Genomic DNA, 26,781 nt, shown 5'->3' on the forward strand with positions numbered 1-26,781 from the left:
GCAGGGGAGGCACGCGATGAGAGGTTCCGTCGACGGCCTCGGCTCCTCGGCGCCCATCGGCATGATGCTGCCCGCCGTCTTCGCCGACGACGATCTCGCGCAGCGCTTCGTCGGCGGGCTCGACGACGTCCTGGCGCCGATCCTGAACGTACTCGACTGCCTGGACGCCTACTTCGACCCGGCGCTCACACCGATCGACTTCGCCCAGTGGCTGAGCACCTGGGTGGGTGCGGAGACCGACGGCACCGAACCCGAGCGGCGGCTGCGGGCCGCCGTGGCCGCGGCGGCCACGCTGCACCGCGTCCGCGGCACCCGGCGCGGCCTGTCCGAAGCGGTACGGCTCGCGTTCGGCGTCGAGCCGGAGATCACGGAGAGCGGGGGCGCCGCCTGGAGCGCGCGCCCCCGCGGCCCGGTCCCCGGCACGCCACGCCCCCACCTCCACGTCACCCTGCGGCTGCCCGAGCCGACCCCGGCGGACATCCACCGCCTGGACACCCTCGTGGCCGCCGCCCGCCCCGCGCACATGCCCTACACCGTCACCGTGACGGCCACCGAAAGGACCCAGCAGAGATGACCACGCAGAACTGCGCCGAGTGCGACACCCGCGCGGAACCCGGTCAGTCGTTCTGCGACTCCTGCGGGGCCGTGCTCCGCTGGGACGCGGCGGGGGCGCGGAGCGGGGCTTCGGGGGGCGGGGCCTATCCGGGGGGCGCGTCCGGGGCCGCGTCCGGGTCTGTCTCCGGGTCCGCTTCCGGGGCGGGCTCGGGGGCCGGGTCCGGCACGGTGTCGGGGTCCGGCACGGTGTCGGGGTCCGGCACGGTGTCGGGGTCCGGTGCCGCTTCGGCGGCCGGTTCGGTGCCGGGGTCCGGTTCGGTGCCGGGGTCCGGCGTGGCCCCCGGGGCCGGTGCGGCCTCGGGCTCCGCCTCGGGCGCGGGCGCCGACGCGGCTCCCGGCTCCAGGGCCGACGCAGGCTGGGACGCCTTCTCCCGCCCCGAAGGCACCGGCCTCGGCCCGTCGGGCGCGATGAGGACGGCCGCCGCACCCCACCCCGCCCCCGGTTCCCCGGACCTGACGGACACGGTCCCCAACCCCCCGGCGCAACCCGCGCCGCACGGCTACCCCCCGGCGGCCCCCGTACAGCCCACGCCACCCGGCGCGTACGGCTCGCCCGACGCGTACGGCTCCCCCGACGCGCACCACTCGCCCGACGCGCCGAACGCCTACCACGCACCGGGCGCCCCGAGCACACCCCCCGCACCCGGCGCACCCCTCTCCCCCGCCCCGCCCGCGCCCGACGACCGGGCCCGTTCCCTCCTCGTCCCCGTCTCGGACCCGGAGCCCGCCCGGCCCGCGCCGACCCCGGCCGTGGCCCCCGTCCTGCCCGGCCGCCCGGACGCGGCCCGCCCCCAGGTGCGTGCTCCCGGCCCGCACCCGCAGGAGCCGTACGGCCCGCCCTGTCCGTGGTGCGCCACCCCGAACCGCCCCGACCGCCACTTCTGCGGCCGGTGCGCGATGCCCCTCGCGGACAACGGGGCGCGCACCACCCCGCCCGGACATCTCCCGTGGTGGCGCCGTCTGTTCGGGCCGGGCCGCGACGAGGCGCCCTGGGCGGGCGAGCGGCCCCGGCTGCGCCGCGTGTTCGACCGGGTCGGCACCTGGGTCACCGCCGTCGTGGTCGTGACGCTGCTCATCCTCGGCGCGGTGTACATCCCCGACGGCTACCACGCCACGCGTGACCACTTCGCCAAGCGCGCCCCGGTCGAGCCGGACCAGATCAAGGCGTCCCGGGCGTACACGGGCCACCCCGCGAAGCTGGCGTTCGACAAGCTGAACAACACCTGGTGGGGGCCGGGGGTGGTGCAGTCGGGCCAGGGCGAGTGGATCGAGGTGGGGTTCGCGCGGCCGACGCGGCTGCTCGACCTCATCATCACGCCGGGGGTCTCGACCCGCGCCGACAAACTCGACGAGTCGGCGCTGCCGCACCGCGTCAAGGCGACGATCACCAAGAAGGACGGCAGCACGACGACCCGCGACCTCACCCTGGACCCGGGCGCGGGCGGCCAGCGCCGCGCCTTCCGGGTCGGCGAGGTCACCAAGGTCCGGTTCACGATCGAGTCGGCCCACGCCGCGTCCGCGAAGAAGCAGGTGGCCATCGCCGAGATCGAGATGTTCGGGCGCTCCGACGGCAGCAGGACCTGACCCCTCACCCGGCTCCGGGGGCGTCTGACGTGGGAGTCCGCCCACGTCAGCCCCCTGGGCACCACAGCTATACACTCTGTGTATAGTTCCCGCATGCCTGCCATACACAAGATGCGGAAGCCCGCGACCAGGTTGCGCCCGCGCGCCGTCCTTCTCGGGCTGGCCACGCTCGCCGTGAGCGTGGCCCTGTCCGGCTGCACGAAGCTGGACACCGTGTCCCCGAGCACCGTCCGCAAGGACGCGGCGGACGCGAAGCCCGCCGATCAGGGCAAGTTCGGGACCGTGGACTGCCGCAAGGCGAAGTGCATCGCGCTGACCTTCGACGCGGGGCCCAGCGAGAACACGCCACGGCTGCTGAAGATCCTCAAGGAGAAGGCCGTGCCCGCGACCTTCTTCACGCTCGGCAAGAACCACATCGTGAAGTACCCCGAGCTGGTCAAGCAGATGGACGCCGAGGGGCACGAGGTCGCGAGCCACACGTGGTCGCACAAGATCCTCACCAAGATCGACGCCAAGGAGGCGCGAGCCGAGCTGGAGCGCCCCAACAAGGCAATAGAGAAGCTCATAGGCAAGAAGCCGACGCTCATGCGCCCGCCGCAGGGCCGCACCAACGACACCGTCAACAAGATCTCCCGCGAGCTCGGGCTCTCCGAGATCCTCTGGACGGTGACGGCCAAGGACTACACCACGAACGACTCCGCCCTCATCGAGAAGCGGGTCCTTGAGCAGTCCAGCCGCGACGGGATCATCCTGCTGCACGACATCTACAAGGGCACCGTGCCCGCCGTGCCCGGCATCATCGACGCGCTGAAGCAGCGCGGGTACGTGTTCGTGACCGTCCCGCAGCTGCTCGCGCCGGGCAAGGCGGAGCCGGGGAAGGTCTACCGCTAGGCGGCAGGCGCGGGGGAGGGCGGGGCGCGGTCACCGCTGCGCGTACGCGCCGACCGCTCCACGTACGCCGTCACCACTGCACGTACAGCGCCTCCGGTGCCCGGTGTATCAGCGTCGGCCGCATCCGCACCGGCGGCCCGTCCGCGGCGAGCCTGAGGCCCGGGAAGCGCCGTGTGAACAGCTCCAGGGTCACGCGCAGCTGCTCGCGGGCGAGCTGGGCGCCGGGGCAGCCGTGCGCGCCGAGGCCGAAGGCGACGTGCCGGGCGACCGGGGTGCGGGTGATGTCGAAGACGTCGGGCCGTTCGTAGCGTCCCGCGTCGCGCCCCGCCGAGCCGAAGCCGACCAGGACCTCGGCGCCCGCGGGGAGTTCGGTGCCCGCGAGGGTGACGGCGCGGGTGGTGACGCGGCGGAAGCCCTGGAGCGCGGTGTCGTAGCGGGCCGCCTCCTCGATGGCGGCCGGGATCCGCTCGGGCTCCTCGCACACCAGCTTCCACTGCGCGGGGTGGCGAAGGAGGTGCAGCAGGGTCGTGCCGATCAGCGCCGTGGTGGTCAGGTGCCCGGCGAGCAGGAAGTTGTGCAGGTGCGCGACCAGCTCGGCGCGCTGTCCGAGGGTCAGCGCGGGGCCCGTGTCGTCGGCCTCGGGGTCGGCCTCGTCCGGTTCCCCGTCGTCGGGGACGAGCGAGGTGACCATCTCGCTGCACAGGTCGTCGCGGGGCGCGGCGTGCCGGTCCTGTACGTAGCCCTCCAGGAGCCGTCGCAGCGCCACCGTGTCGTGGGCCGCCGCGATCTGCTCGTCCTCCGGGAGCGGCCGGAACAGCAGCTGTTCGGAGCTGTGGCCGCCGCGCACGACGACCGGCACGTCCTCGGGGTCGAAGCCGAGGACCCGCCCGATGACCTGCCCCGGCAGCCGCAGGGCGTACGCCTCCATCACGTCCACGCGCGGCCCGCCCCGCACGCCCGGCCCCGCCGCCGCGAGCGCGTCGACCAGGGCCGTCGCCCGCTCGGTCACGTACGGCAGGACGGCGGCCACCCGGGCCGGCGAGAGGCCGCGGACGAGGGGCGCGCGCAGGCGTTGGTGCGCCGGGCCGTCGGCGGTGACGACGACGCGGCGGCGGGGGCCGCCGCTCTGGTCCTGGCCCTGGCTGAGGACGGCGAGGGCCGCGGGCGCGGGGACGGTGTCCGGGCGCACCGCGTTGGCCGACGAGAACACGTCCGGCCTGCGCAGCACCTCACGGACGTCGGCGTCCCTGGCGACCAGCCAGGCCTGCAGCTCGGGCACGTAGGTGAGCCCTTCGGCACGCCGGGCGCGCGCGTACAGCGGGTAGGGGTCGCGCATCAACTCGTCGAGCCTGGCGTGCTGTTGCCGCTCCATCCTCCTCATGGTGCCCGAGCCGCCGAGCCCCACGGAAGGGCGCGGGCACCCTCGCACGGGGCTCGCGCACCCCCGCGCACCGGCCCCGCGGGACCAGGGCTCCCACGGCCCCCGTCAGCCCCGCGGGACCCCCGCGTCCAGGGCGGGGGCGATGACGGCGAAGGCCCCGTCCGTCAGGCCCGCCGGGTCCTCCTCGCCCTCGCTGCCGCTCCACCGGTGGAGCACGGCGTCGAAGGCGTTCAGGGCCATCCCGGCGGCCAGGCGCGGGTACAGCTCGGTCGCGTCGTCGAGGCCCTCGCGGCGGGCCAGTTCCGCCGCCAGATCGTCGCGCCACTGCGCCTGCCGCTCCAAGAAGCGGGCGAGCAGCGCGGGCGTCCCGAGGATCAGCCGGACCACGCGCAGCGCCCGTTCGGAGTGGTCGGCGCACTCGCCGAGGGGGACCCAGACGGCGTGCCGCAGCGCCTCGGAGGGCCGCTCCCCGGCGGGCCGGGCGGCCAGCTCGGCGCACATGCCGGTGCCCATGTCCGCGAGGAACTGGACGACGACGTCCTCCTTGGACGCGAAGTACCGGAAGAACGTCCGCTTGGAGACGCCGGCCGCGCCCACGATCTCGTCGACGGTGACGGCGTCGAACCCCTTCAGGGCGAGCAACTGCAGCGCCGCTTCGGTCAATTCGTCCGCGACGAGCTGACGCTTGCGCTCGGCCAGGCTGATTTCACGGCGAGAACTCACGCCGCCATGCTACATGCGATGCCTCGCATGGCACTCGGTAGCGCATTGACACTTGGTGTCATGCAAGGCAGCATGTGCCGCATGACGCAGCAGAGCCAGCAGGACGGGCAGCGTGGGCAGCGGCCGACGGGGAGGGGCGGCTGGGACGCCGCCTCGATACCGGACCTGACCGGCCGGACGTACGTCGTCACCGGCGCCAACAGCGGCCTCGGCCTCGCGACCACCCGCGCCCTCGCCCACCGGGGCGCGCACGTGGTCCTCGCGGTGCGGGACGAGGCGAAGGGCCACCGCGCCGCCGCCGACATCACCGCCGGGCGGCCGGACGTGAGCCTGGACGTACGCCCCCTCGACCTGGCCGACCTCGACTCGGTGCGCGCCTTCGCCGCCGCCCTGCACGCCGACCGCACCGGCCTGGACGGCCTCATCAACAACGCGGGCGTGATGGCCCCGCCCCGGACGCTCAGCGCCCAGGGCCACGAGCTCCAGTTCGCCGCCAACCACCTGGGCCACTTCGCCCTCACGGGGCTGCTGCTCGACCTGCTCGCGGCGGGCGACAACTCCCGCGTGGTCACGGTGACTTCGACGAACCACCGGCAGGGCAGCCTCTTCTTCGACGACCTCTCCGGCGAGCGCGGGTACGCCCCCATGGCGTACTACAACCAGTCGAAGCTCGCGACCGCCGTCTTCGGCCACGAGCTGCACCGCCGCCTGACCGAGTCGGCCACCCCCGTCAGCAGCGTCCTCGCCCACCCCGGCTACACGGCCACCAACCTCCAGACGACCGCCCCGACCGGCCTGGTCAAACTCCTCTTCGGCCACCTCCTCAAGCCCCTGGCCCAGTCCCCCACGCGGGGCGCGCTCCCCCAGCTCTACGCGGCGACGGCCCCCGAGGCGCGCAGCGGCGACTTCATCGGCCCCGACGGCATGGCGGAACTACGCGGCGCCCCGAAGCACGTACGACTCTCGCCAAGGGCGACAAACCCAGAGACGGCAGCCCGCCTCTGGACACTCTCGGAGGACCTGACAGACGTGCACTTCACGTTCCGCGAAGAAATTTGAGCCCGTCCGGCGCCTGAGGACAAACGCGCAGCGCGACGCTCTTCAGCCCGTCCGGCGCTTGAGGACGAGCGCGCAGCGCGATGCATTTAAGCCCGTCCGGCGATTGAGGACGAGCGCGCAGCGCGACAGACGGCCACCCCGCCCGGGGGCACCGCCGGGGGACAACCTCAGGCGACCGACCCGATCCGCCCACCCGACCTCCGCGTTCCATCATGGTGGATGGGCGTGTGCGCCCCGGTGAGCGAGACCCCGCTCCCACCCCGCCGGGAGGCAACAATCTCCGCCGCGATGGACAACGCCGTCTCCTCCGGCGTACGCGCCCCGAGGTCGAGCCCGATGGGCGAGCGAAGGCGGGCCAACTCCAGCTCGGTGACGCCGACTTCCCGCAGGCGGCGGTTGCGGTCCTGGTGGGTGCGGCGCGAGCCCATCGCGCCGACGTAGGCCACCGGAAGCCGCAGTGCGAGCCGCAGCAGCGGCACGTCGAACTTGGCGTCGTGCGTGAGGACGCACAGGACGGTGCGGCCGTCGACGTCGGTGCGCTCCAGGTACTCGTGCGGCCACGCGACGACGATCTCGTCGGCGTCGGGGAAGCGGGCGGGCGTGGCGAAGACGGACCGGGCGTCGCAGACGGTGACGTGGTAGCCGAGAAACCTGCCGACGCGGACGAGGGCGGAGGCGAAGTCGATGGCCCCGAAGACGATCATCCGGGGCGGTGGTACGGAGGACTCGACGAGGACGGTCAGGGGCTGCCCGCAACGCGAACCGTCCGCGCCGATCGCGACGGTCCCGGTGCGGCCCGCGTCCAGCAGGGCACGCGCCTCGCCCGCCACGGTCCGGTCCAGCTCGGGGTGCCCGCCGAGGCCGCCCTCGTAGCGGACGGCGGCATCCGGCGCGACCTCGTCCGGGGGCCCGTCGCCGTGCGCGGCCCCCTCGGCCCCGGTCCCGCCGTCCGCGCGGACGAGCAGGACCTGCCCCATCAGCTCGGCGGGGCCTTCGGTGATCCGGGCGACGGCGGCCGCCTCGCCCCGGGCCGCGGCGGCGAGAGCCGCGGCGTACACCGGCCGCGCGGGAGAGTCCGCGCGGACCGGCGCCACCATGATGTCGATGACTCCGCCGCAGGTCAGGCCCACGGCGAAGGCGTCGTCGTCGCTGTAGCCGAAGCGTTCGACGACGGTTTCGCCGTCGTCGAGCGCCTGTCGGCACAGCTCGTACACCGCTCCCTCCACACAGCCCCCGGAGACCGACCCGATCGCCGTGCCGTCGCTGTCGACGGCGAGGGCGGCACCGGGCTGCCGGGGCGCGCTGCCGCCGACGGCCACGACAGTGGCGACGGCGAAGTCACGTCCCTGCTCGACCCACCGGTTCAGCTCTTCGGCGATGTCCAGCATGTCGGTCTCCTCAAGGGCTCTGCGGAGCCTCCCCGAGAGGCTCCCCAAGGTCGTGTGCGGGGCGGGCGGCGCCTCAGTGGACGCCCATCCAGCTTTCGATGGGGCTGAGGGCGAAGTACACGATGAAGATCAGGGTCAGGCCCCACATGAAGGCCCCGATCTCCCGTGCCTTGCCCTGCGCGATCTTGATGGCGACCCAGGAGATGACACCCGCCGCGACACCGGTGGTGATGGTGTACGTGAAGGGCATCAGGACCACGGTCAGGAACACCGGGATCGCGGTGGCGCGGTCGGCCCAGTCGACGTGCCGTGCGTTCATCATCATCATCGCTCCGATGACGACGAGCGCGGCGGACGCGACCTCCTGCGGGACGATCGCGGTGACGGGCGTGAAGAACAGGCAGGCCGCGAAGAACAGGCCGGTCACGACGGAGGCGAGGCCCGTACGGGCACCTTCGCCGACGCCGGTCGCGGACTCGACGAAGACGGTCTGGCCGGAGCCGCCCGCCACGCCGCCGATGGCGCCGCCCGCACCGTCGATGAACAGCGCCTTGGACAGGCCGGGCATGCGGCCCTTGTCGTCGGCCAGGTTGGCCTCCGTACCGACGCCGATGATCGTCGCCATGGCGTCGAAGAAGCCCGCGAGCACCAGGGTGAAGACGATCATGCCGACCGTCATCGCGCCGACCTCGCCCCAGCCGCCGAACTCGACGTCCCCGAAGAGCGAGAAGTCGGGCGAGGAGACCGCGCTGCCGTGCAGCTCGGGGGCACCGTTGGCCCACTGCTTGGGGTTGATGACGTCCATCGCGTTCAGGGCGACGGCGACGACGGTGCCGGTGATGATGCCGATCAGGATGGCGCCGGGGGTGTTGCGGGCCTGCAGCATGAAGATCAGGAGCAGGGTGCCCGCGAAGAGCAGGACGGGCCAGCCCTGGAGCTCGCCGGCCGGGCCGAGGGTCAGCGGGGTGGCCTTGCCCTGGTGGACGAAGCCGCCCTTGACCAGGCCGATGATGGCGATGAACAGGCCGATGCCCATGGTGATGCCGTGCTTGAGCGCGAGCGGTATCGCGTTCATGATCATCTCGCGCAGGCCGGTGACGACCAGGAGCATGATCACCACGCCGTACATCACACACATGCCCATGGCCTGCGGCCAGGTCATCTCGGGCGCGACCTGGGAGGCGATGACGCCGGACACGGAGAGCCCGGCGGCCAGGGCCAGCGGCACCTTGCCGACGAAGCCCATGAGCAGGGTGGTGACGGCCGCGGCGAAGGCCGTGGCGGTGATGAGGGCCTTCTGCCCCATCGTGTCGCCCGCCGCGTCCTTGCCGGACAGGATCAGCGGGTTGAGCAGGACGATGTACGCCATCGCCATGAAGGTGGTGATGCCGCCGCGCACCTCACGCGCGACCGTCGATCCTCTGCGGGATATGTGAAAGTACCGGTCGAGCCAAGACCGTCCGGCCGGGACGCGTGAGCCGGAGCCCGCGTCCTCCGCGGTGGTCTTGGGCTCCACTGACTGCTGGGTCATGGTGCCTACTCCCAAGGTTCAAAGGGGCACCCGCATCAGACGCGTGCTGACGGGCCTGTGATGACTGCGGGATTTGGGATGGTGCGTTGGCTGCACGACCCGGGGGACGGCCCGAGACGAACTTGGAGGAGAGGGGGTCCGGGGGACTCTCGTCCCCCGGTTCCCCTTTTTCTGCTGACCCCGGAGGGCTTAGGTGCCGGTGAGGTGTTCGGGACGTACCGGCGTCTTGTTGAGCTCCAGGCCCGTGGCCGCGCGGATCGCCGCGAGGACCGCCGGGGTCGAGGAGAGGGTGGGGGCCTCGCCGATGCCGCGGACGCCGTAGGGCGCGTGCGGGTCGGCGAGCTCCAGGTAGTCGACCGGGATCGTCGGGGTGTCGAGGATGGTCGGGAGCAGGTAGTCCGTGAAGGAGGGGTTCTTCACCTTCGCGGTCTTCGGGTCGACGATGATCTCCTCCATCACCGCGACGCCCAGGCCCTGCGTGGTGCCGCCCTGGATCTGGCCGATGACGGAGAGCGGGTTGACCGCCTTGCCGACGTCCTGGGCGCAGGCCAGTTCGATGACCTTGACCAGGCCCAGCTCGGTGTCGACCTCGACGACCGCGCGGTGCGCGGCGAAGGCGTACTGGACGTGGCCGTTGCCCTGTCCGGTGCGCAGGTCGAAGGCCTCGGTGGGGCGGTGGCGGAACTCCTCCTCCACCTCCACGGCCTCGTCCTCAAGGACGTCCACGAGGCTGGCGAGGGCCTCGCCGCCGTCGGTGACGACCTTGCCGCCCTCCAGGAGGAGTTCGGCACTCGCCCAGGCCGGGTGGTACGAGCCGAACTTGCGCCGGCCGATCTCCAGGACCTTCTCACGGACGATCTCGCAGGAGTTCTTGATGGCGCCGCCGGTCATGTACGTCTGGCGGCCCGCGGAGGTCGAACCGGCCGAGCCCACCTGGGTGTCGGCGGGGGCGATGGTGACCTGCTGGACGCCGAGTTCGGTGCGGGCGATCTGCGCGTGGATGGTGACGCCGCCCTGGCCGACCTCGGCCGCGGCGGTGTGGACCGTGGCGACGGCCTCGCCGTTGATGACCTCGATGCGGATCTTCGCGGTCGAGTAGTCGTCGAAGCCCTCGGAGAAGCCGACGTTCTTGATGCCGACCGCGTAGCCGACGCCGCGGACGACGCCCTCGCCGTGCGTGGTGTTGGACAGACCGCCGGGCAGCGCGCGGACGTCGGCGCCCTCGCTGGACTCCCACTGGCGCTCGGGCGGCATGGGGCGGGCCTTGACCCGGCGCAGGAGTTCGGCGACGGGAGCGGGCGAGTCGACCGGCTGCCCGGTCGGCATGATGGTGCCCTGCTCCATCGCGTTCTTCTGCCGGAACTCCACCGGGTCCATGCCCAGCTTCGCGGCCAGCTTGTCCATCTGGGCCTCGTAGGCGAAGCACGCCTGGACCGCGCCGAAGCCGCGCATGGCGCCGCAGGGCGGGTTGTTGGTGTAGAGGCCGATCGCCTCGATGTCCACGTCGTCGATGACGTACGGGCCGACCGAGAGGGACGAGGCGTTGCCGACGACCGAGGGGGTCGAGGACATGTAGGCGCCGCCGTCCAGGACGATCTTGCACTTCATGTGCGTGATCTTGCCGTCCTTGGTGGCGCCGTGCTCGTAGTACAGCTTCGCGGGGTGCCGGTGGACGTGGCCGAAGAAGGACTCGTACCGGTTGTAGACCATCTTCACCGGCTTGCCGGTGCGCAGCGCGAGCACGGAGGCGAGGATCTGCATCGAGATGTCCTCGCGGCCGCCGAACGCGCCGCCGACGCCCGCCATCGTCATGCGGACCTTCTCCTCGGGCAGGCCGAGGCAGGGGGCGATCTGCTTGAGGTCGGAGTGCAGCCACTGGGTGGCGACGTACAGGTCGACGCCGCCGTCCTCGGCGGGCACCGCGAGGCCGGACTCCGGGCCGAGGAAGGCCTGGTCCTGCATGCCGAAGGTGTACTCGCCCTTGACGATCACGTCGGCCCTCTTGGCGGCCTCGGCGGCGTTGCCGCGGATGATCGGCTGGCGGTGCACGATGTTCGGGTGCGGGACGTGTCCGGCGTGGTGGTCGCCGCGGTTCTCGTGGACCAGGACCGCGTCGGGGGCGGTCGCGGACGCCTCGTCCGTGATGACCGGCAGCTCGCGGTACTCGATCTTGATCTTCGCGGCGGCGCGGCGCGCGGTCTCCGGGTGGTCCGCGGCCACCAGGGCGATCGGCTCGCCGTGGTGGCGGACCTTGCCGTAGGCGAGGACGGGGGTGTCCTGGTACTCCATGCCGTAGTTCTTCGCGGCCGGCAGGTCGTCGGCCGTCAGGACGGCGTAGACCCCCGAGAGGGCCAGGGCCTCGGACGTGTCGATGGACACGATCTCGGCGTGGGCGACCGTGGAGCGCAGGGCCTGGCCCCAGAGCATCTCCTCGTGCCACATGTCCGAGGAGTAGGCGAACTCGCCGGTGACCTTCAGGGTGCCGTCGGGGCGCAGCATCGACTCGCCGACGCCGCCCTTGGTCTGGGAGCCCTGGGTGACGTTCGCGGGGATTCCCGTGGTGGTGCCAGCCATGATCAGACCGCCTCTCCCTGGCGGGCCGCGGCCAGGCGGACCGCGTCGAGGATCTTCTCGTAACCGGTGCAGCGGCAGAGGTTGCCCGACAGCGCCTCGCGGATGTCCGCGTCCGACGGGGTGTCGTTGCGCTCCAGGAGCTCGTCGGCCGCGACCAGCAGACCGGGGGTGCAGAAGCCGCACTGGACGGCGCCCGCGTCGATGAACGCCTGCTGGATGGGCGAGAGTTCGGCGCCCTCGCCGGTCTGCGAGTCCTGGCCCTTCGCTCGCCACTGCTGGGCGTCCTGGAGGGAGGTGCCGCAGGCGCCGGTGGCGCAGCCGCCGCCGGGGTGGGCGCTCTCGCGGTGCTTGGCGTAGTCGGCGAGGCCCTCGACGGTGGTGACCTCGCGGCCCTCCACCTGTCCGGCCGCGACCAGGCACGAACACACCGGCACGCCGTCGAGGCGGACCGTGCAGGAACCGCACTCGCCCTGCTCGCAGGCGTTCTTGGAGCCCGGCAGGCCCATGCGCTCGCGCAGCACGTAGAGGAGGGACTCGCCCTCCCAGACGTCGTCGGCTTCCTGGGGACGGCCGTTGACCGTGAAGTTGACACGCATTACGCGACTCCCTCCGTGCTGCGGCCCGCGCCGCGGTAGGACTCCCACGTCCAGCCGAGCGTGCGGCGGGCCATGATGCCGACGGCGTGGCGGCGGTAGTTCGCCGTGCCGCGGACGTCGTCGATGGGGTTGGCGGCGCCGGAGGCGAGCTCCGCGAACTGCTTGGCGACCGACGGGGTGATGATCTTCTTGCTGTCCCAGAAGCCGCCCTCTTCGAGCGCCGCGTTCAGGAACTCCTCAGCGGCCTTCGCCCGGATGGGCGTGGGGGCGGCCGAGCCGATGCCGGTGCGCACCGTGCGGGTCTCGGGGTGCAGTGCGATGCCGAAGGCGCACACGGCGATGACCATGGCGTTGCGCGTACCCACCTTGGAGTACTGCTGCGGCCCGTCGGCCTTCTTGATGTGCACGGCCCGGATCAGCTCGTCCGGGGCCAGGGCGTTGCGCTTCACGCCGGTGTAGAACTCGTCGATCGGGATCAGCCGGGAGCCGCGCACGGACTCCGCCTCGACCTCGCAGTCGGCGGCGAGCAGCGCCGGGTGGGCGTCCCCGGCCGGGGACGCGGTGCCGAGGTTGCCGCCGACGCCGCCGCGGTTGCGGATCTGCGGCGAGGCGACCGTGTGCGAGGCGAGCGCGAGGCCGGGCAGCTCGGCGCGCAGGTTCTCCATGATGTCCGTGTACGGGACCGAAGCGCCGAGCCGGACGGTGTCCGCACCGACCTCCCACTCCCGCAGCTCACCGATGCGGTTGAGGTCCAGCAGGTACTCCGGACGACGGTGGTCGAAGTTGATCTCGACCATGACATCGGTGCCACCCGCAATCGGCACAGCGGTGGGGTGCTCGGCCTTCGCGGCGAGCGCCTCCTCCCAGCTGGCGGGGCGAAGGAAGTCCATGAGTGGCTCTCTCTTCGTGATCGTGCCTGGCGGCCGGGTCCCGCTGGGGATCCGACCGGGGCTTTACTGGCTGACGAGTCGGGGCGATCGTTCCGGCCAACGTTCTGGCCTGGCGGTCTTTCGCCTCTCGACTACTCGTTCATGTGCTGTTAACGCGGAGTGGGGCAAGTACACCGCCCGGTGCTCCGATGGGGTCAGTCACCGAAACCATGAAGGAGTTGGCTGGCCAAGCCGCGAGTCTTGTAGATTCGTATGAAGAACGGTCCCCAGTAACCTCGCGGATTCCCTCTAGAAACCGCGGAGCCTTCGGGACTCACCGGCCCCGGGTTCGTCCGGGACTCCGGCCACACGTGAAATCGAGACAGATCGGCGGCGACGACACCATGCGGCTGCGCGCACTCCTTGACACCGACGCGCTGGGCCTCAGGCTGCTCGGCGGCGAGGACGAGCTGGACCGCACCGTGCGTGGCGTGATGACCACGGACCTGCGCGACCCCAGCCGCTACCTCGCGGGCGGCGAGCTGGTGCTCACCGGTCTCGCCTGGCGCAGGGACGCCTCGGACACCGAGCCTTTTGTACGTATTCTCGCAGCCGCCGGGGTCGCCGCCCTGGCCGCGGGCGAGGCGGAGCTCGGCGCCGTCCCCGAGGACCTGGTCGAGGCCTGCGCCCGCCACCGCCTGCCGCTGTTCGCGGTCAACGAGTCGGTGGCGTTCGCGACGATCACCGAGCACGTCGTACGCCAGGTGTCCGGCGAGCGCGCCGGTGACCTGGCGGCCGTGGTGGACCGCCACCGCCGCCTGATGACCTCGGGCCCCGCGGGCGGCGGCCCCGACGTGGTCCTCGACCTGCTCGGCACCGACCTGGACCTGCGGGCCTGGGTGCTCTCCCCCGCCGGACGGCCCATCGCGGGGGCGGGCACGGCGGGCCCGGCCCTGCCCGCGGCGGTCTGCGCGCGGCTCGCCGGGGAGCAGCTGGCCGCCGCCAGGACGGGGCGCAGGGGCCCGCACCGGGTGAGCGTGGACGGGGTCACGTACTCGCTGTTCCCCATTCGGTCCAGTGGCCGGGGTGCGGTCAGCGCGTCCCGGGACGTGCGCGAGACGGTCCTGTCGGACTGGCTGCTCGCCGTGGAGGCGGACGCGGGCGACTGGCCCGAGGAGCGGCTCGATCTGCTCCAGGGCGTCACCCAGCTGATCGCCGTGGAGCGGGACCGCAGGGACGCGGCGCGCACGGTGCGCCGCCGCCTCGCCCAGGAGGTCCTCGAACTGGTCCAGACGGGCGCGGCGCCCGCCGAGATCGCGGCGCGCCTGCGGGTCGCGGCGCCGGTGCTGCTGCCCGGCCTCGGGGCGGCGCCGCACTGGCAGGTCGTGGTGGCGCGGGTGGAGTGGGAAGCGGCGGTCGGCGCCGAAGGGCCGGGTATCGAGGGCGGCCCGGTCGCCCAGTCCCTCCTGGAGGAGATCCTGGTCGACCCGACGGCGGCCGGACCCGACCCGTCCGACCGGATCGCGGTGGCCCACACCGGCGACGAGGCCATCGCCCTTGTGCCGCTGCCCGCGCTGTCCGCCGATGTGGACGGCGCCGAGCCGGGGCTGCTCGCGGACGCGCTGCTCACGGCCGTGCGGGAGCCGCTCTCCGCGGGCCTCGCGGACGACGGGCGGCTCACGATCGGCGTCAGCGCGTCCGTGCACTCGGCGGAGGGGCTGCGGGGCGCCCTGGAGGAGGCCCGGCACGCCCGCAGGGTCGCCGCGGCGCGGCCGGGCCGGGTGTGCGCGGCGGGCCACCAGGAGCTGGCCTCGCACGTGCTGCTTCTGCCCTTCGTGCCCGACGACGTGCGCCGCGCGTTCACCGCGCGCCTGCTCGACCCGCTGCGCGAGTACGACCGCAGGCACCGCGCCGAGCTGATCCCGACCCTGGAGGCGTTCCTCGACTGCGACGGCTCCTGGACGCGCTGCGCGACCCGGCTGCACCTGCACGTCAACACGCTGCGCTACCGGGTCGGGCGTATCGAGCAGTTGACGGGCCGTGACCTTTCCCGACTTGAGGACAAGCTGGACTTCTTCCTGGCCCTGCGCATGAGTTGAGGCCCTGGGGCGGATTCTCAGGGGCCGCGGGCGTCTCCGCGGCCCCGCGGCCTCCGCCCGTCCCGCTGCTCTCGTTCCCCCTCGTTTGTGAAATCTTTCACCCATCCCCTTGGCCGAGCGCGCCGATCCGTGCTGAGATTCGCCCACGACTCAACAGCTCAATGGCGCGCTAGGGGAGGGCAACGTGGCGCATACCGCCATGTCTGGTACCGGAACGAACGCTCAGAACGATCCACTCCAGACCGCGGTATGGCGGCTGCGCTCGCGCGGCTGCTGGACCGACGCGGCGGCGCTGCTCGCCACCCGAGAGGGCGCGGACGTCGCCGTCCAGAGAACCTCGCTCCTCATCGAGCGCTGCCTGTTCACCGGCGAGGGCTGGGACGAGGCCGAGGACAGCCTGAGGACGGCGGAGGCGGTCGCCGACGATGACGACGCCCGCGGCGCCGCGGCCTGCGAGCGCGGCCAACTCGCGTACGCGGCCACGGTGTTGAACGTACGGGACCGGGCCGACGAGGCCCGCACCGCGCTCGGCAGGGCGGCCGCGCTGCTGGCCCCCGGGTCCTCCGGGCGCCCCCTGCTCGACTTCCGCCGCGGCCTGATCGCCGAGCACATCGCGGACTCCCCACAGGCGGCTCGCGCCGCCTACCGCCGCGCCCACGCCGGGGCCACCGCCCACGACGACCCGCTCCTGCTCTCCTTCACCTGGCGCCATCTGGCCGGACTCGCCCTGCGCGAGGGCGAGTTGGCCGACGCCCGGCACGGCTTCGCGGAGTCCCTGCGGCTCCGCGAGGAGCTGGGATTCCTCGTCGGCACGGCCCCGGCGCTCGCCGCCCTCGCGGACGCGGAGCCCGAACCGGAGGCGTCCCGCCTTCGCGCCGAGGCGACCCGGCTGTTCCGGCTCCTCGGCGGGGTGCCGTCGTGGCTTGCGGCACAGCTGACGCCGCCCGCGCCGGCGGCCTGAGGCAGGGGCCACGCGGCGGCCGACGCGGACGGTGTTCCCGTCCGGCGGGCCGCCGCCTGGTCAGACGTCGCCGCCCGTGAAGTGTTCGCGCACCAGCGACTGGACCACCGGCAGGTCGCGGGCGACCAGGGCGTCAAGGAGGGCGATGTGTTCGGCCGCGTCGGCCACGAGGTCGGCGCGGCGGCCCGCGACGGGGCCCGACACCAGGGGCCACTGGGAGCGGCGGTGCAGGTCGTCGGCGACCTGGACGAGCTGCTGGTTGCCGGAGAGGCCGAGCAGGGCGCCGTGGAAGGCCCGGTCCGCCTCGGCGTAGCGGGCCAGGTCGGCGCAGGCCGCGGCGGCCACGGTCGCCTCCGCCAGGGGGCGCAGCCGCGCCCAGGCCTCCGCGGGCACGCTGCGGGCGAGCCGCAGCATCACGGGCACCTCGATCAGCGCCCGCACCTCCGCCAGCTCCCCCAGCTCACGCGCCCCGCGCCGGGTGACCCGGAAGCCACGGTTGGGGACCACCTCCACCGCGCCTTCGAGCGCGAGCTGCTGCATGGCCTCGCGCACGGGCGTCGCCGAGACCCCGAAGCGCTCACCGAGGGCAGGGGCGGAGTACACCTCGCCCGGCGCGAGCTCGCCGCCGACCAGCGCGGCACGCAGGGCGTCGAGCACCTGGCCGCGCACGGAGGTGCGCTGCATGGGCTTGCGCGGGGGCGGTACGCCGAGGCGGCGGGCCGGTATGTCCGGGACGGCGTCGTCCTGCCCGTCGAGGGCACCGCCGCCAGGGCCGCCGTCGGGGCCGCCGTGCGTGTGCTCGCCCCGCGCCGCCGCGTGCGCCTGCCCCGACCCCGACTGCCCCGACTGCCCCGACTGCTCCGGCACGCGCCCGGCGGCGCGCATGGCGGTCACATCCGCCGTCCGCGCTCCCGCCCGCTCCACGCTCGCCTCCCGCACTTCCGCGCCCCGTCCGTCCGAAACGTACGAGAAGCACCATAGGCGGACACGACCGCAGTTGAAACCTCGATCATGTTGGGTAAGGTTAGGCTTACCTGTAATCGATCGTGATTCGGTGGTCCCCGCGCATGTCCGTTCCCACCCTGGAAAGCGGCGCTCGACGTACGGAGCGCGCTCAGAGCCCCGTCACCGCCGCCTACGCCCGCCTCACCGAGGTGTTCCCCGGGCTGCGCATCCAGGAGCTGGCCGAGGACGAACAGCCGCCGCGGGGCGGTGGCTGGGTGGGCGCGGCCGGGCTCGCGGAGGCCGGGGCCGCGTTCGAGGAGTTCCTCGCCTGGGACGACGCGCAGGTCGTGAAGGACTACGGCCAGCAGGCCCGCCCGGACGTCGTCGCCAGCTTCGGCCTGCACCGCTACGCCTGGCCCGCCACCCTGCTGTTCACGGTGCCGTGGTTCCTCCAGCGCCGGGTGCCGAGCTATCCGGTGGAGAACGTCTTCTTCCAGCGCGCCCTCGGCAAGTTCGCCGTGCGCCCGGGCGGCTTCGTCTGCCTGCCGGACGACCCGGCGGCCACGCTGCCCGGCGCCCGCGTCGTGGCGGACGAGGAGGCGCTGCGTGCCGCGCTGCGGGCGGCGGTGGCGGAGCACATGGGGCCGCTGCTCGACGGCTTCGGCCCGCGGATGCGGCGCCGGGGCCGGGCGCTGTGGGCCGTCGCCACGGACGAGATCGTCGAGGGCCTCTGGTACGTGGCCCACCTGCTCGGTGAGGAGCAGCGCGCCACGACCGAGCTGGAGCAGCTGCTCCCGGGCGCCACCAAGCCGTACGTCGGCACCGCCGCGTTCCGCGAACTGACCGGGCCGAACGGCGAGAAGCTGCCCACCCGGGACCGCGCAAGCTGCTGCATGTTCTACACGCTGCGGCCCGCCGACACCTGCGTCACCTGCCCCCGTATGTGCGACGCCGACCGCGTCGCGCGGCTGACGGCCGACGCCGCGAGCTGACGCCTCCCGCGGCCCGCCGGGCCGCCCGGACGGCACCCCCTCCCCGAACCACCCCTTCGTGCGCGTTTAATCGAACCCAATTCCAGCGTCTCCGGCGTGAGTTCGACGTATTCGGCGCTCGGTACGGCCCTCACCACCCCCTTGGCGTCCTCTTGCCGGAAAACCGCCTTGAGCGCCGTGCGGGGTGGGTCAGTATGGCGCCCGAACTCGCCCTACGCGACGCAAGGGACGCCAGATGAGACTGACCGACATATCGCTGGACTGGCTGCTGCCCGGCGGGATCCTGCTCCTGGGCATGGCAGTCGCGGTGGCGGTACTCGCGCGGGGCAGGAAGGCCCAGGCGAAGGTGACCACCAGCGACGACTCGTGGGAGCGCAACGAGGAGCGCCGCAGGCGCAAGGAAGCCGTCTACGGCACCGCCTCCTACGTCCTCCTCTTCTGCTGCGCGGCGGTCGCCGCCGCCCTCTCCTTCCACGGCCTGGTCGGCTTCGGCCGGCAGAACCTGAACCTCTCCGACGGCTGGGAGTACCTGGTCCCCTTCGGCCTCGACGGCGCCGCCATGTTCTGCTCCGTCCTCGCGGTGCGCGAGGCGAGCCACGGTGACGCGGCGCTCGGCTCGCGGCTCCTGGTGTGGACGTTCGCGGGGGCCGCCGCCTGGTTCAACTGGGTGCACGCGCCGCGCGGCATCGGGCACGCGGGTGCCCCGCAGTTCTTCGCCGGGATGTCCCTGTCCGCGGCCGTGCTCTTCGACCGGGCCCTGAAGCAGACCCGCAGGGCCGCGCTGCGCGAGCAGGGGCTCGTGCCACGGCCGCTGCCGCAGATCCGCATCGTGCGGTGGCTGCGGGCGCCGCGGGAGACCTTCGGCGCGTGGTCGCTGATGCTGCTCGAAGGCGTACGCACCCTCGACGAGGCCGTCGAGGAGGTGCGCGAGGACCGGCGCGAGAAGGAGCAGGCGCGGACGCGGCGGCGGGACCAGGAGAAGCTGGAGCGGGCGCAGCTCAAGGCCATCAGCCGGGGGCATCGCGGGTACCACGGGCGCGGGGCGCGGCAGGTGGACGTCCAGGTCGGCTCCTCGGGCGGGTCCGCGCAGGTCGGCGCGGACCCTGCCATAGGTGCGCCGCCGCCATCGCCGCCGCCCCAGGACGAGCTTCCCGTACGGCACCGGCCCTCCCTTCAGGCCGTACCGAATGACCGGTCCGCTCCCGTCACCGTCGACCTCACCGCCGAGGACGACACCCAGACGCTGCCCCGGCTCGACTCCCTGGAGCAGAAGCTGAAGGACCTGGAACAGCAGTTCGGCTGAACCCCGGCCGGGGCGCACCCCGATCGGCGCTCCGCGCCTCGTCCTCAAGCGCCGGACGGGCTCTCTCCCACCCGCCCGCCCGTACTTGCACCCTCTGGCCAACAGCACGGCACATTTCAGCCCGTCCGGCGATTGAGGACGAGGCGCGGAGCGCCGATGCGAGGGCGCGCCGTCCCACGGCACCGGGGCGCCCCGCGAAGGATCAGCCCGGCCCCGCGTCCAGCTCGAACCACACCACCTTGCCCACCCCGTGCACCCGCACCCCCCACGCGTCGGCGAGGGACTGGACGAGGAGCAGCCCACGCCCGTGGGTGTCCTCGGCGTCCTCGGGCACACGTGGCCGTGGCCGACGCGCCACGAAGTCCCGGACCTCGACCCGCAGCCGCCCCGGCCCCACCGTGGCGGTGAGAACCGCGTCCCGGTCGGTGTGCACGAGCGCGTTGGTGACCAGCTCACTGGCAAGCAGCTCCGCCGTCTCGGCCAGCCCGGGCCGCCCCCAGTGCCGCAACAGCTCCCGCAACGCACCCCGCGCCTCGGGCACCGCCCGCAGATCGGCGCGCCCGAGCCGCCGCCGCAGCTGCGCCCTCCCGGCCCCCGGCGCACCCCCGGCCGTATCGCCCCCGCGCTGCGGAGCGGACGCCTCCACACCGACGGAACCGACGGAACCGACCGATCCCACTGAACCGGCCGACCCGACGGAACCGGCCGACCCGACGGAGCCGGTGGCAGCTCCTCCTCTTAGGTGTCTCGTCATGACCCCCGCCCACCCGTTGCCCACCATGACCAAGCCCCCCGACCGGTCTCCATCTCGAACACGCTCACGGAATGCATTCCCGTCCCGTCAGGCCGCACTCATGTCCATTCGTCAATCAAAGGGACGGATGCGCCGATGGGTTGGGGGGAAGTGAAGCCGAGTACGCCCCGACCGTCCCCCGGTCGACCCCCGTGAGCGAGAACGCGAAGGAGCCGCTGTGCACGACGACCGACCGCTGGTGGAGGAGCGCCTGGAACGCGCGCTGCGGCAGTTCATCAGGCCCGCCCAGTACGCGGCGCGGGTGCCCCTCGCCCTGTCCGTGTGGCACGCGCCGGGCGAGCCGGTGCCCGTGGCCGAGGCCCTCGCGGAGACGTATGAGCCGTTCAAGGCCGGATCCGACTGGGGAAAACCATGGTCGACGAGCTGGTTCCGGCTCGAAGGCCAGGTGCCGCGGGAGTGGGAGGGGCGGCACGTCGAGGCGGTGATCGACCCCGGGTTCACCGGGGAGGGCCCGGGCTTCCAGGCGGAGGGCCTGGTGTACGACGCCTCGGGGGTGCCCCTGAAGGGCATTCACCCGCGCAACCGTCATGTGCCGGTGGCGTCCCGCGCGCGGGGCGGCGAGCCGGTGCGGCTGCTGCTCGAAGCGGCGGCCAATCCGACCGTGCTGCACGACTTCGTACCGACCCCGCTCGGCGACATCCTGACGGCCGGCGATCGGCCCATCTACCGATTCGCGGCTGCCGACCTCGCCGTACTCGACGAGGACGTCTGGCAGCTGATTCTGGACATCGAGGTCCTCGACGAGCTGATGCGGGAGCTGGACCCGGCCAGGCCGCGGCGGCACGAGATCCTGCGGGCCGTCGAGGACATGCTCGACGCGCTCGACCTGCACGACGTGGCGGGGACCGCGGCCGCGGGCCGGGCCGCGCTGGCCGACGTGCTCTCGCGGCCCGCCGCCGCGAGCGCCCACCGCGTATCGGCTGCCGGGCACGCGCATATCGACTCGGCGTGGCTGTGGCCGCTGCGCGAGACGGTGCGCAAGGCGTCCCGCACGTTCGCCAATGTGACGGCGCTCGCGCGTGACTATCCGGAGCTGGTGTTCGCGTGCTCGCAGGCGCAGCAGTACGCGTGGGTGAAGGAGCACCAGCCGCACATCTGGGAACGCATCAAGAAGGCCGTCACGGACGGCACTTGGGCCCCGGTGGGGTCGATGTGGGTGGAGTCGGACGCCAACATGCCGGGCGGCGAGGCGCTCGCGCGGCAGATCGTGCACGGCAAGCGGTTCTTCCAGGAGGAGTTCGGCGTCGACACGGAGGAGATCTGGCTGCCGGACTCCTTCGGGTACACGGCCGCGTTCCCGCAGCTGGCGAAGCTCGCGGGCGTACGGTGGTTCCTCACGCAGAAGTTGAGCTGGAACCAGTCCAACAAGATGCCGCACCACACCTTCTGGTGGGAGGGCATCGACGGGACCCGGGTCTTCACGCACTTCCCGCCGGTGGACACCTACAACTCCCAGCTGCACGGCACCGAACTCGCCCACGCGGAGCGGAACTTCGCCGACAAGGGCCGTGCGACCCGCTCCCTGGTGCCGTTCGGCTGGGGCGACGGCGGCGGCGGTCCGACCCGGGAGATGATGGAGCGGGCGCGCCGCCTGCGCTCCCTGGAGGGCTCGCCGCGCGTCGAGGTCGAGCGGCCATCGGCGTTCTTCGCGGCGGCCGAGGAGGAGTACGGCGAGCGGGCACCGGTGTGGTCCGGGGAGCTGTATCTGGAGCTGCACCGGGCGACGTACACCTCGCAGGCGGCCACCAAGCGCGGCAACCGGCGCACCGAACACGCCCTGCGGGAGGCCGAGTTGTGGTGCGCGGCGGCCGCCGTGAAGGACGCGGCGTACGCCTATCCGTACGACGACCTGGACCGGCTGTGGAAGACGGTCCTGCTGCACCAGTTCCACGACATCCTGCCCGGCTCCTCCATCGCCTGGGTGCACCGCGAGGCCCGCGACACCTACGCGCGCGTCCTCGCCGAGCTGGACTCCCTCACCGCTGAGGCGGTGCGCCACCTCGGCGGCGGCGAGGCCTCTGTGCTCAACTCATCGCCGTACGAACGCAGCGAGGTCGTCGAGCACGAGGGGCGGCTCGTGCACGTGAACGTCGGCGGGCTCGGCACCCGCGGGCTCGCGGAGGCGGCCGGGCAGGAGCGGGAGGCGGGGGCGGTGACCTCGGCGACCCGCACCGGGCAGGAGATCGTGCTGTCCAACGAGCACCTGCGGGTGACCATCGACTCCGACGGGCTGCTCGCTTCCGTCCTCGACCGGGCCGCCGACCGCGAGGTCCTCGCCCCCGGCAGCCGCGGCAACCTCCTCCAGCTGCACCCCGACCACCCCACCCACTACGACGCGTGGGACCTCGACAAGCACTACCGCCACCGGCACACCGACCTCACCCGGGCCGAGTCCGTGGAGCTGGTCGAGGACGGGCCGCTGCGGGCCTCCGTGCGGGTCGTGCGGGTCTTCGGCGCCGGGTCGCGGATCACGCAGGAGCTGCGGCTCGCCGCGGGCAGCCGCCGCCTCGACGTCGTCACCGAGGTCGAGTGGCGCGAGTCGGAGAAGGTGCTCAAGGCCGCGTTCCCGCTGGACGTGCAGGCCGAACGGTCCGCCGCAGAGATCCAGTTCGGGCATGTGCAGCGGCCCACCCACGCCAACACCTCCTGGGACGCGGCGCGCTTCGAGATCTGCGCGCACCGGTGGCTGCGGGTGGCCGAGGAGGACTACGGCGTCGCCGTCCTCAACGACTCCACCTACGGGCACGACGTCACCCGTACCCCGCACGCCGAAGGGCTCGGCACCACCGTCCGGCTCACCCTCCTGCGGGCGCCGCACAGCCCCGACCCGGACACCGACGTCGGCACCCACCACTTCACTTACTCGCTGCTGCCCGGGGCCGATACGGGGGACGCCGTCGCCGAGGGGCTCGCCCTCAATCTGCCCCTGCGGGTCGCCTCCGCGCCCGCTGTCGCGCCCCTCGTGCGGGTCGATCATCCCGGGGTGACCGTCGAGTCGGTCAAGCTTGCCGAGGATCGCAGTGGGGATGTGGTGGTGCGGCTGTACGAGTCCCGGGGTGGGCGGGCCCGGGCCGTCCTCACGACCTCGTTCCCCGTCTCCCGGGCCGACGTCACCGACCTCCTGGAACGCCCCCTCCACCCCGCCGACACCTCCGGCCCAGGCCTCTCCCTGGCCCTCCGCCCCTTCCAGATCCTCACCCTGCGCCTCACCCCGGCGTAGTCCTCGCAGGGCGCCCCAGTCCCGCCCCTTCCCGAAACTGGGGGCGCTGCCCCCAGACCCCCGCTCCTCAATCGCCGGAGGGGCTATAGATGTCGCCGGTGCGGCGAGAAGGTTTTAGCCCGTCCGGCGTTTGAGGACGAGGCGCGGAGCGCCGATAAAGCGGGGTCCAGGGGGCGCAGCCCCCGGTTTCGGAGAAGGGGCGGGACTCGGTGACCATCTCGGAGCTGATCTTGGGCGGGATCGACAGCGCGTTGGGGTCGGTGACGATGTCGACGAGGGCGGGCCCCTTGTGGGCGAAGGCGTCCTTGAGGGCACCCGCGAGCTGCTTGGGCTTCTCCACGCGGACGCCGTACGCCCCGGCGGCCCGAGCCACCGCGGCGAAGTCGGGGTTGTGGTTGGTGGTGCCGTACGAGGGCAGCCCGGCGACCAGCATCTCCAACTCCACCATCCCGAGGGAGGAGTTGTTGAAGAGGACGACCTTCACCGGCAGGTCGTACTGGACGAGGGTGAGGAAGTCCCCCATCAGCATGGAGAACCCGCCGTCGCCGGACATGGAGACGACCTGCCGCTTGCGGTCGACGAACTGGGCGCCGATGGCCTGCGGCAGCGCGTTGGCCATGGAGCCGTGGCTGAAGGAGCCGATGATGCGCCGCTTGCCGTTCGGGGAGAGGTAGCGGGCGGCCCAGACGTTGCACATGCCGGTGTCGACGGTGAAGACGGCGTCGTCTGCGGCGAGGTCGTCGAGGACGGAGGCGACGTACTCGGGATGGATCGGGATGTGCTTCTCGACCTTGCGGGTGTACGCCTTCACCACGCCTTCGAGCGCGTCCGCGTGCTTCTTCAGCATCTTGTCGAGGAACTTGCGGTTCGACTTCGGCGAGACGCGCGGCGTGAGACAGCGCAGCGTCTCGCGCACGTCACCCCAGACGGCGAGGTCCAGCTTCGAGCGGCGGCCCAGGTTCTCGGGGCGCACGTCGACCTGGGCGATCTTCACGTCGTCGGGCAGGAAGGCGTTGTACGGGAAGTCGGTGCCGAGCAGGATGAGGAGGTCGCACTCGTGGGTGGCCTCGTACGCGGCGCCGTAGCCGAGCAGTCCGCTCATGCCGACGTCGTACGGGTTGTCGTACTGGATCCACTCCTTGCCGCGCAGCGCGTGCCCCACCGGTGACTTGATCTTCTCGGCGAACGCCATCACCTCGGCGTGCGCGCCCGCCGTGCCACTGCCGCAGAACAGGGTCACCCGGTCGGCCTCGTCGATCATCGCGGCGAGCTTGTCGATCTCGGTGTCGCCGGGGCGCACGGAGGGCCGGGACGTCACGAGGGCGGTCTCGGCGGCCTTCTCCGGGGCGGGCTCGGAGGCGACGTCGCCGGGCAGCGACACCACGCTGACGCCGGACCGGCCGACGGCGTGCTGGATGGCCGTCTGCACCAGGCGGGGCATCTGCTTGGGGCTGGAGATCAGTTCGCTGTAGTGACTGCACTCGCGGAACAGCTGGTCGGGGTGGGTCTCCTGGAAGTAGCCGAGGCCGATCTCGGAGGACGGGATGTGGGAGGCCAGGGCGAGGACCGGGGCCATGGAGCGGTGCGCGTCGTAGAGGCCGTTGATGAGGTGCAGGTTGCCGGGGCCGCAGGAGCCCGCGCAGGCGGCGAGGGAGCCGGTGATCTGGGCCTCCGCGCCGGCCGCGAACGCCGCGGTCTCCTCGTGCCGGACCTGGATCCAGTCGATCGCCTTGGTGCGGCGGATCGCGTCGACGACGGGGTTCAGGCTGTCCCCGACGACTCCGTAGAGGCGTTTGACTCCGGCGCGGACGAGGATGTCGACGAACTGTTCGGCGACGTTCTGCTTGGCCATCTCTTCATGCACCCCTTCGCTCTCGTTGGGTCCATGAATTCACAGCGGCGCCGCTCACGCCTCCCAAACGGCGGCAGCGGTGCGATCGTCCGCGTATCCCTTCACCCGCACCTGGGTGTCGGCGAGGAACGCGGCGAGGCCGGGCGGGCCGCCCTCGGCCCAGCGGCGGGTGAGGTGGCGGGCCAGCTCCGGCTCGCCCCGCAGCGGCTCGGCGAGGCCGCCGCTGCACAGCAGCAGCGTGTCACCCGGGCGGGCGACGGAGGCCCGGAACCGGAACGGGTCGCGCGGCGGCGCGGGCGCGGGCTCGTACGGGCTCGGGGGCGTCGTGATGCCCAGGTCCATGGTGAGCCGGTCGCCGTCGGGGGTCTCGGCGGGCGGTGAGCCGAAGCCGACGACGGGCTCGCCCGCCGTGTCCGCCGTGCGGGGCTCTATGTCCTGCCACTCGCCGCCGCGCAGCCGGAACAGGCCGCCCGCGCCGACGCCGAAGAACACGCGGGTGCGGCACTCGGGGTCGGCGGGCAGCAGCAGGCAGCGCAGCGTCGCCGTGTACTCGTCCGGTTCCAGGCCGAGTTCGGCGGCGCGGGCGCGGAGCTTGCCGAGGCTGCGGTCGGTGAGGCGGTGCAGGCCCGACTTGAGGTCGCCGCGGCGCGCGGCGCGGATGTCCTGGGCGAGGCGGCTGTGGCTGCGGCCCACCGCGCGGCCGATCCAGGCGCAGGCGTCGGCCGCGGCCCGGTGCGCGCCCGGCGTCGCGCGGGCGCCGGTGGCCATGGCGACCAGGACGAGGGCGTCCTCGCCGGTGCCGAAGCGGGCGGTGAGCAGCGCATCACGGCGCGGCTCGCCCCGGAACCGGGCCGAGTCGCCGCGCACGGACGCGGCGCGCAGGGTGCTCGTGCCGTACCGGGCGCCGTCGAGCACGGTGTCCGCGACCAGCTCGCCGAGGGCGTCCGGGTCGGCCACGGGCAACCCCGTCGGCTCCGCCTCGTACGTGGGCGGCCCGTCCCCGACGTACGCGGGCACCCCGACCGGCACCTCCGTGTCACCCCGCGCCGCCCCGTCACCGGCATCGGTCCCGCTCGTCGGACTCCCCTCGCTCGACGCCCGCCCCTCGGCCGTCGAGGCCTCCGCGGGCTCGGCCCGCCGCCCCGAGGGGAACGTGACGGGCCCGGCAGCGGCGGTGGCCGCCCAGGGGGCGGGGGCGCGGTAGGCGGGCGGGTGGTGGGGGCGGTCCGGGGGCGGGCCTGACGGCGGGGAGGCGGGTGGTGAGGGAGGCGTTGAGCGAGGTGTTGAGCGAGGTGTTGAGGAAAGTGGTGAGGCGGGGCGCTCAGGGGGTGCGGTGCGCCCGGAGGGTGACGGGGGCTCGGCGGGCGCAGCGGGGGCGGGGGGG

At 73.1% G+C, this 26,781-nt stretch carries 19 protein-coding genes and 1 pseudogene; 9 read left to right on the top strand and 11 right to left on the bottom strand.

Annotated features, from left to right (window positions below):
- Positions 1–16: 16 nt before the first annotated feature.
- From OO63_RS15955 to OO63_RS15965, 3 genes are all read left to right on the top strand, one after another.
- Entirely contained in the window at positions 17–574 is a 558-nt protein-coding gene (locus OO63_RS15955; RefSeq protein ID WP_030360074.1) for a phage tail protein, read from the top strand.
- A complete protein-coding gene (locus tag OO63_RS15960; protein ID WP_033264167.1) occupies positions 571–2,199 on the top strand; it encodes an NADase-type glycan-binding domain-containing protein in 1,629 nt (542 codons plus the stop codon). The genes OO63_RS15955 and OO63_RS15960 overlap by 4 nt, the downstream gene beginning before the upstream one ends.
- A 93-nt stretch (positions 2,200–2,292) precedes the next feature.
- On the top strand, positions 2,293–3,090 hold the full coding sequence (locus OO63_RS15965; RefSeq protein WP_078619161.1) for a polysaccharide deacetylase family protein: 798 nt from the start codon (positions 2,293–2,295) through the stop codon (positions 3,088–3,090).
- 70 nt (positions 3,091–3,160) lie between these two features.
- On the opposite strand, the gene OO63_RS15970 is transcribed toward OO63_RS15965, so the two are convergent.
- A complete protein-coding gene (locus OO63_RS15970; RefSeq protein ID WP_030360071.1) occupies positions 3,161–4,462 on the bottom strand; it encodes a cytochrome P450 in 1,302 nt (433 codons plus the stop codon).
- 114 nt (positions 4,463–4,576) lie between these two features.
- Positions 4,577–5,176 (bottom strand): TetR family transcriptional regulator, encoded by a 600-nt coding sequence (locus OO63_RS15975; protein WP_030360070.1) that lies wholly within the window; start codon positions 5,174–5,176, stop codon positions 4,577–4,579.
- A 99-nt stretch (positions 5,177–5,275) separates the two neighbouring features.
- Here OO63_RS15975 and OO63_RS15980 point away from each other — a divergent pair, with 99 nt between their 5' ends.
- Positions 5,276–6,253 carry an oxidoreductase gene (locus OO63_RS15980; RefSeq protein ID WP_051810923.1) on the top strand — a complete coding sequence of 326 codons (978 nt, stop codon included), beginning with the start codon at positions 5,276–5,278 and terminating at the stop codon, positions 6,251–6,253.
- A 167-nt stretch (positions 6,254–6,420) separates the two neighbouring features.
- On the opposite strand, the gene OO63_RS15985 is transcribed toward OO63_RS15980, so the two are convergent.
- The 5 genes from OO63_RS15985 to OO63_RS16005 all read right to left on the bottom strand — a co-directional run bounded on the left by OO63_RS15985 (position 6,421) and on the right by OO63_RS16005 (position 13,232).
- Entirely contained in the window at positions 6,421–7,641 is a 1,221-nt protein-coding gene (locus OO63_RS15985) for an XdhC family protein (protein WP_030360068.1), read from the bottom strand.
- Between the two features lie 73 nt (positions 7,642–7,714).
- Positions 7,715–9,172 carry an NCS2 family permease gene (locus tag OO63_RS15990; protein WP_030360067.1) on the bottom strand — a complete coding sequence of 486 codons (1,458 nt, stop codon included), beginning with the start codon at positions 9,170–9,172 and terminating at the stop codon, positions 7,715–7,717.
- A gap of 189 nt (positions 9,173–9,361) precedes the next feature.
- Positions 9,362–11,746 (bottom strand): xanthine dehydrogenase family protein molybdopterin-binding subunit, encoded by a 2,385-nt coding sequence (locus tag OO63_RS15995; RefSeq protein ID WP_030360066.1) that lies wholly within the window; start codon positions 11,744–11,746, stop codon positions 9,362–9,364.
- Positions 11,747–11,748: 2 nt separating this feature from the next.
- Positions 11,749–12,342: a (2Fe-2S)-binding protein gene (locus OO63_RS16000; RefSeq protein ID WP_030360065.1), complete on the bottom strand. Its 594-nt coding sequence runs from the start codon at positions 12,340–12,342 to the stop codon at positions 11,749–11,751.
- Positions 12,342–13,232 (bottom strand): FAD binding domain-containing protein, encoded by an 891-nt coding sequence (locus tag OO63_RS16005; RefSeq protein ID WP_030360064.1) that lies wholly within the window; start codon positions 13,230–13,232, stop codon positions 12,342–12,344. The genes OO63_RS16000 and OO63_RS16005 overlap by 1 nt, the downstream gene beginning before the upstream one ends.
- A gap of 383 nt (positions 13,233–13,615) precedes the next feature.
- Between OO63_RS16005 and OO63_RS16010 the strand changes: the two genes are divergently transcribed.
- Complete coding sequence (locus tag OO63_RS16010) at positions 13,616–15,310, top strand: PucR family transcriptional regulator (RefSeq protein ID WP_030360063.1); 1,695 nt, start codon at positions 13,616–13,618, stop codon at positions 15,308–15,310.
- 199 nt (positions 15,311–15,509) lie between these two features.
- Positions 15,510–16,271: a hypothetical protein gene (locus tag OO63_RS16015; protein ID WP_030360062.1), complete on the top strand. Its 762-nt coding sequence runs from the start codon at positions 15,510–15,512 to the stop codon at positions 16,269–16,271.
- A 60-nt stretch (positions 16,272–16,331) separates the two neighbouring features.
- On the opposite strand, the gene OO63_RS16020 is transcribed toward OO63_RS16015, so the two are convergent.
- Positions 16,332–17,156, bottom strand: coding sequence for a GntR family transcriptional regulator (locus OO63_RS16020; protein ID WP_248782208.1), 825 nt, complete (start codon positions 17,154–17,156; stop codon positions 16,332–16,334).
- A 182-nt stretch (positions 17,157–17,338) separates the two neighbouring features.
- Here OO63_RS16020 and OO63_RS16025 point away from each other — a divergent pair, with 182 nt between their 5' ends.
- A complete protein-coding gene (locus OO63_RS16025; RefSeq protein ID WP_051810924.1) occupies positions 17,339–18,208 on the top strand; it encodes a (2Fe-2S)-binding protein in 870 nt (289 codons plus the stop codon).
- Positions 18,209–18,443: 235 nt separating this feature from the next.
- On the top strand, positions 18,444–19,511 hold the full coding sequence (locus OO63_RS16030; protein WP_030360059.1) for a DUF2637 domain-containing protein: 1,068 nt from the start codon (positions 18,444–18,446) through the stop codon (positions 19,509–19,511).
- Positions 19,512–19,713: 202 nt separating this feature from the next.
- Here the strand turns inward: OO63_RS16030 and OO63_RS16035 are convergent, their stop codons facing one another.
- A complete protein-coding gene (locus tag OO63_RS16035) occupies positions 19,714–20,088 on the bottom strand; it encodes an ATP-binding protein (protein ID WP_234311276.1) in 375 nt (124 codons plus the stop codon).
- 394 nt (positions 20,089–20,482) lie between these two features.
- Here OO63_RS16035 and OO63_RS16040 point away from each other — a divergent pair, with 394 nt between their 5' ends.
- Positions 20,483–23,545 carry an alpha-mannosidase gene (locus OO63_RS16040; RefSeq protein WP_030360057.1) on the top strand — a complete coding sequence of 1,021 codons (3,063 nt, stop codon included), beginning with the start codon at positions 20,483–20,485 and terminating at the stop codon, positions 23,543–23,545.
- Between the two features lie 208 nt (positions 23,546–23,753).
- On the opposite strand, the pseudogene OO63_RS16045 reads toward OO63_RS16040, so the two are convergent.
- Both OO63_RS16045 and OO63_RS16050 read right to left on the bottom strand, forming a co-directional pair.
- A pseudogene (locus OO63_RS16045) lies at positions 23,754–25,397 on the bottom strand (pyruvate dehydrogenase); the annotation flags it as partial.
- A gap of 54 nt (positions 25,398–25,451) precedes the next feature.
- Positions 25,452–26,414 (bottom strand): protein phosphatase 2C domain-containing protein, encoded by a 963-nt coding sequence (locus tag OO63_RS16050; RefSeq protein WP_030360055.1) that lies wholly within the window; start codon positions 26,412–26,414, stop codon positions 25,452–25,454.
- Positions 26,415–26,781 lie beyond the last annotated feature (367 nt).

Origin of the sequence: Streptomyces alboflavus (genome assembly GCF_000716675.1) — a bacterium.
In the GTDB taxonomy this organism is placed as follows: Bacteria; Actinomycetota; Actinomycetes; order Streptomycetales; family Streptomycetaceae; genus Streptomyces; species Streptomyces alboflavus.

Coding starts and splice junctions, on each gene's coding strand:
- OO63_RS15965 (WP_078619161.1), top strand. CDS start 2,293: ATGCCTGCCATACACAAGATGCGGAAGCCCGCGACCAGGTTGCGCCCG.
- OO63_RS15955 (WP_030360074.1), top strand. CDS start 17: ATGAGAGGTTCCGTCGACGGCCTCGGCTCCTCGGCGCCCATCGGCATG.
- OO63_RS16030 (WP_030360059.1), top strand. CDS start 18,444: ATGAGACTGACCGACATATCGCTGGACTGGCTGCTGCCCGGCGGGATC.
- OO63_RS16025 (WP_051810924.1), top strand. CDS start 17,339: ATGTCCGTTCCCACCCTGGAAAGCGGCGCTCGACGTACGGAGCGCGCT.
- OO63_RS15990 (WP_030360067.1), bottom strand. CDS start 9,172: ATGACCCAGCAGTCAGTGGAGCCCAAGACCACCGCGGAGGACGCGGGC.
- OO63_RS16005 (WP_030360064.1), bottom strand. CDS start 13,232: ATGGACTTCCTTCGCCCCGCCAGCTGGGAGGAGGCGCTCGCCGCGAAG.
- OO63_RS16000 (WP_030360065.1), bottom strand. CDS start 12,342: ATGCGTGTCAACTTCACGGTCAACGGCCGTCCCCAGGAAGCCGACGAC.
- OO63_RS16020 (WP_248782208.1), bottom strand. CDS start 17,156: ATGCGCGCCGCCGGGCGCGTGCCGGAGCAGTCGGGGCAGTCGGGGCAG.
- OO63_RS16015 (WP_030360062.1), top strand. CDS start 15,510: ATGTCTGGTACCGGAACGAACGCTCAGAACGATCCACTCCAGACCGCG.
- OO63_RS16010 (WP_030360063.1), top strand. CDS start 13,616: ATGCGGCTGCGCGCACTCCTTGACACCGACGCGCTGGGCCTCAGGCTG.
- OO63_RS15995 (WP_030360066.1), bottom strand. CDS start 11,746: ATGGCTGGCACCACCACGGGAATCCCCGCGAACGTCACCCAGGGCTCC.
- OO63_RS15985 (WP_030360068.1), bottom strand. CDS start 7,641: ATGCTGGACATCGCCGAAGAGCTGAACCGGTGGGTCGAGCAGGGACGT.
- OO63_RS15970 (WP_030360071.1), bottom strand. CDS start 4,462: ATGGAGCGGCAACAGCACGCCAGGCTCGACGAGTTGATGCGCGACCCC.
- OO63_RS15960 (WP_033264167.1), top strand. CDS start 571: ATGACCACGCAGAACTGCGCCGAGTGCGACACCCGCGCGGAACCCGGT.
- OO63_RS15980 (WP_051810923.1), top strand. CDS start 5,276: ATGACGCAGCAGAGCCAGCAGGACGGGCAGCGTGGGCAGCGGCCGACG.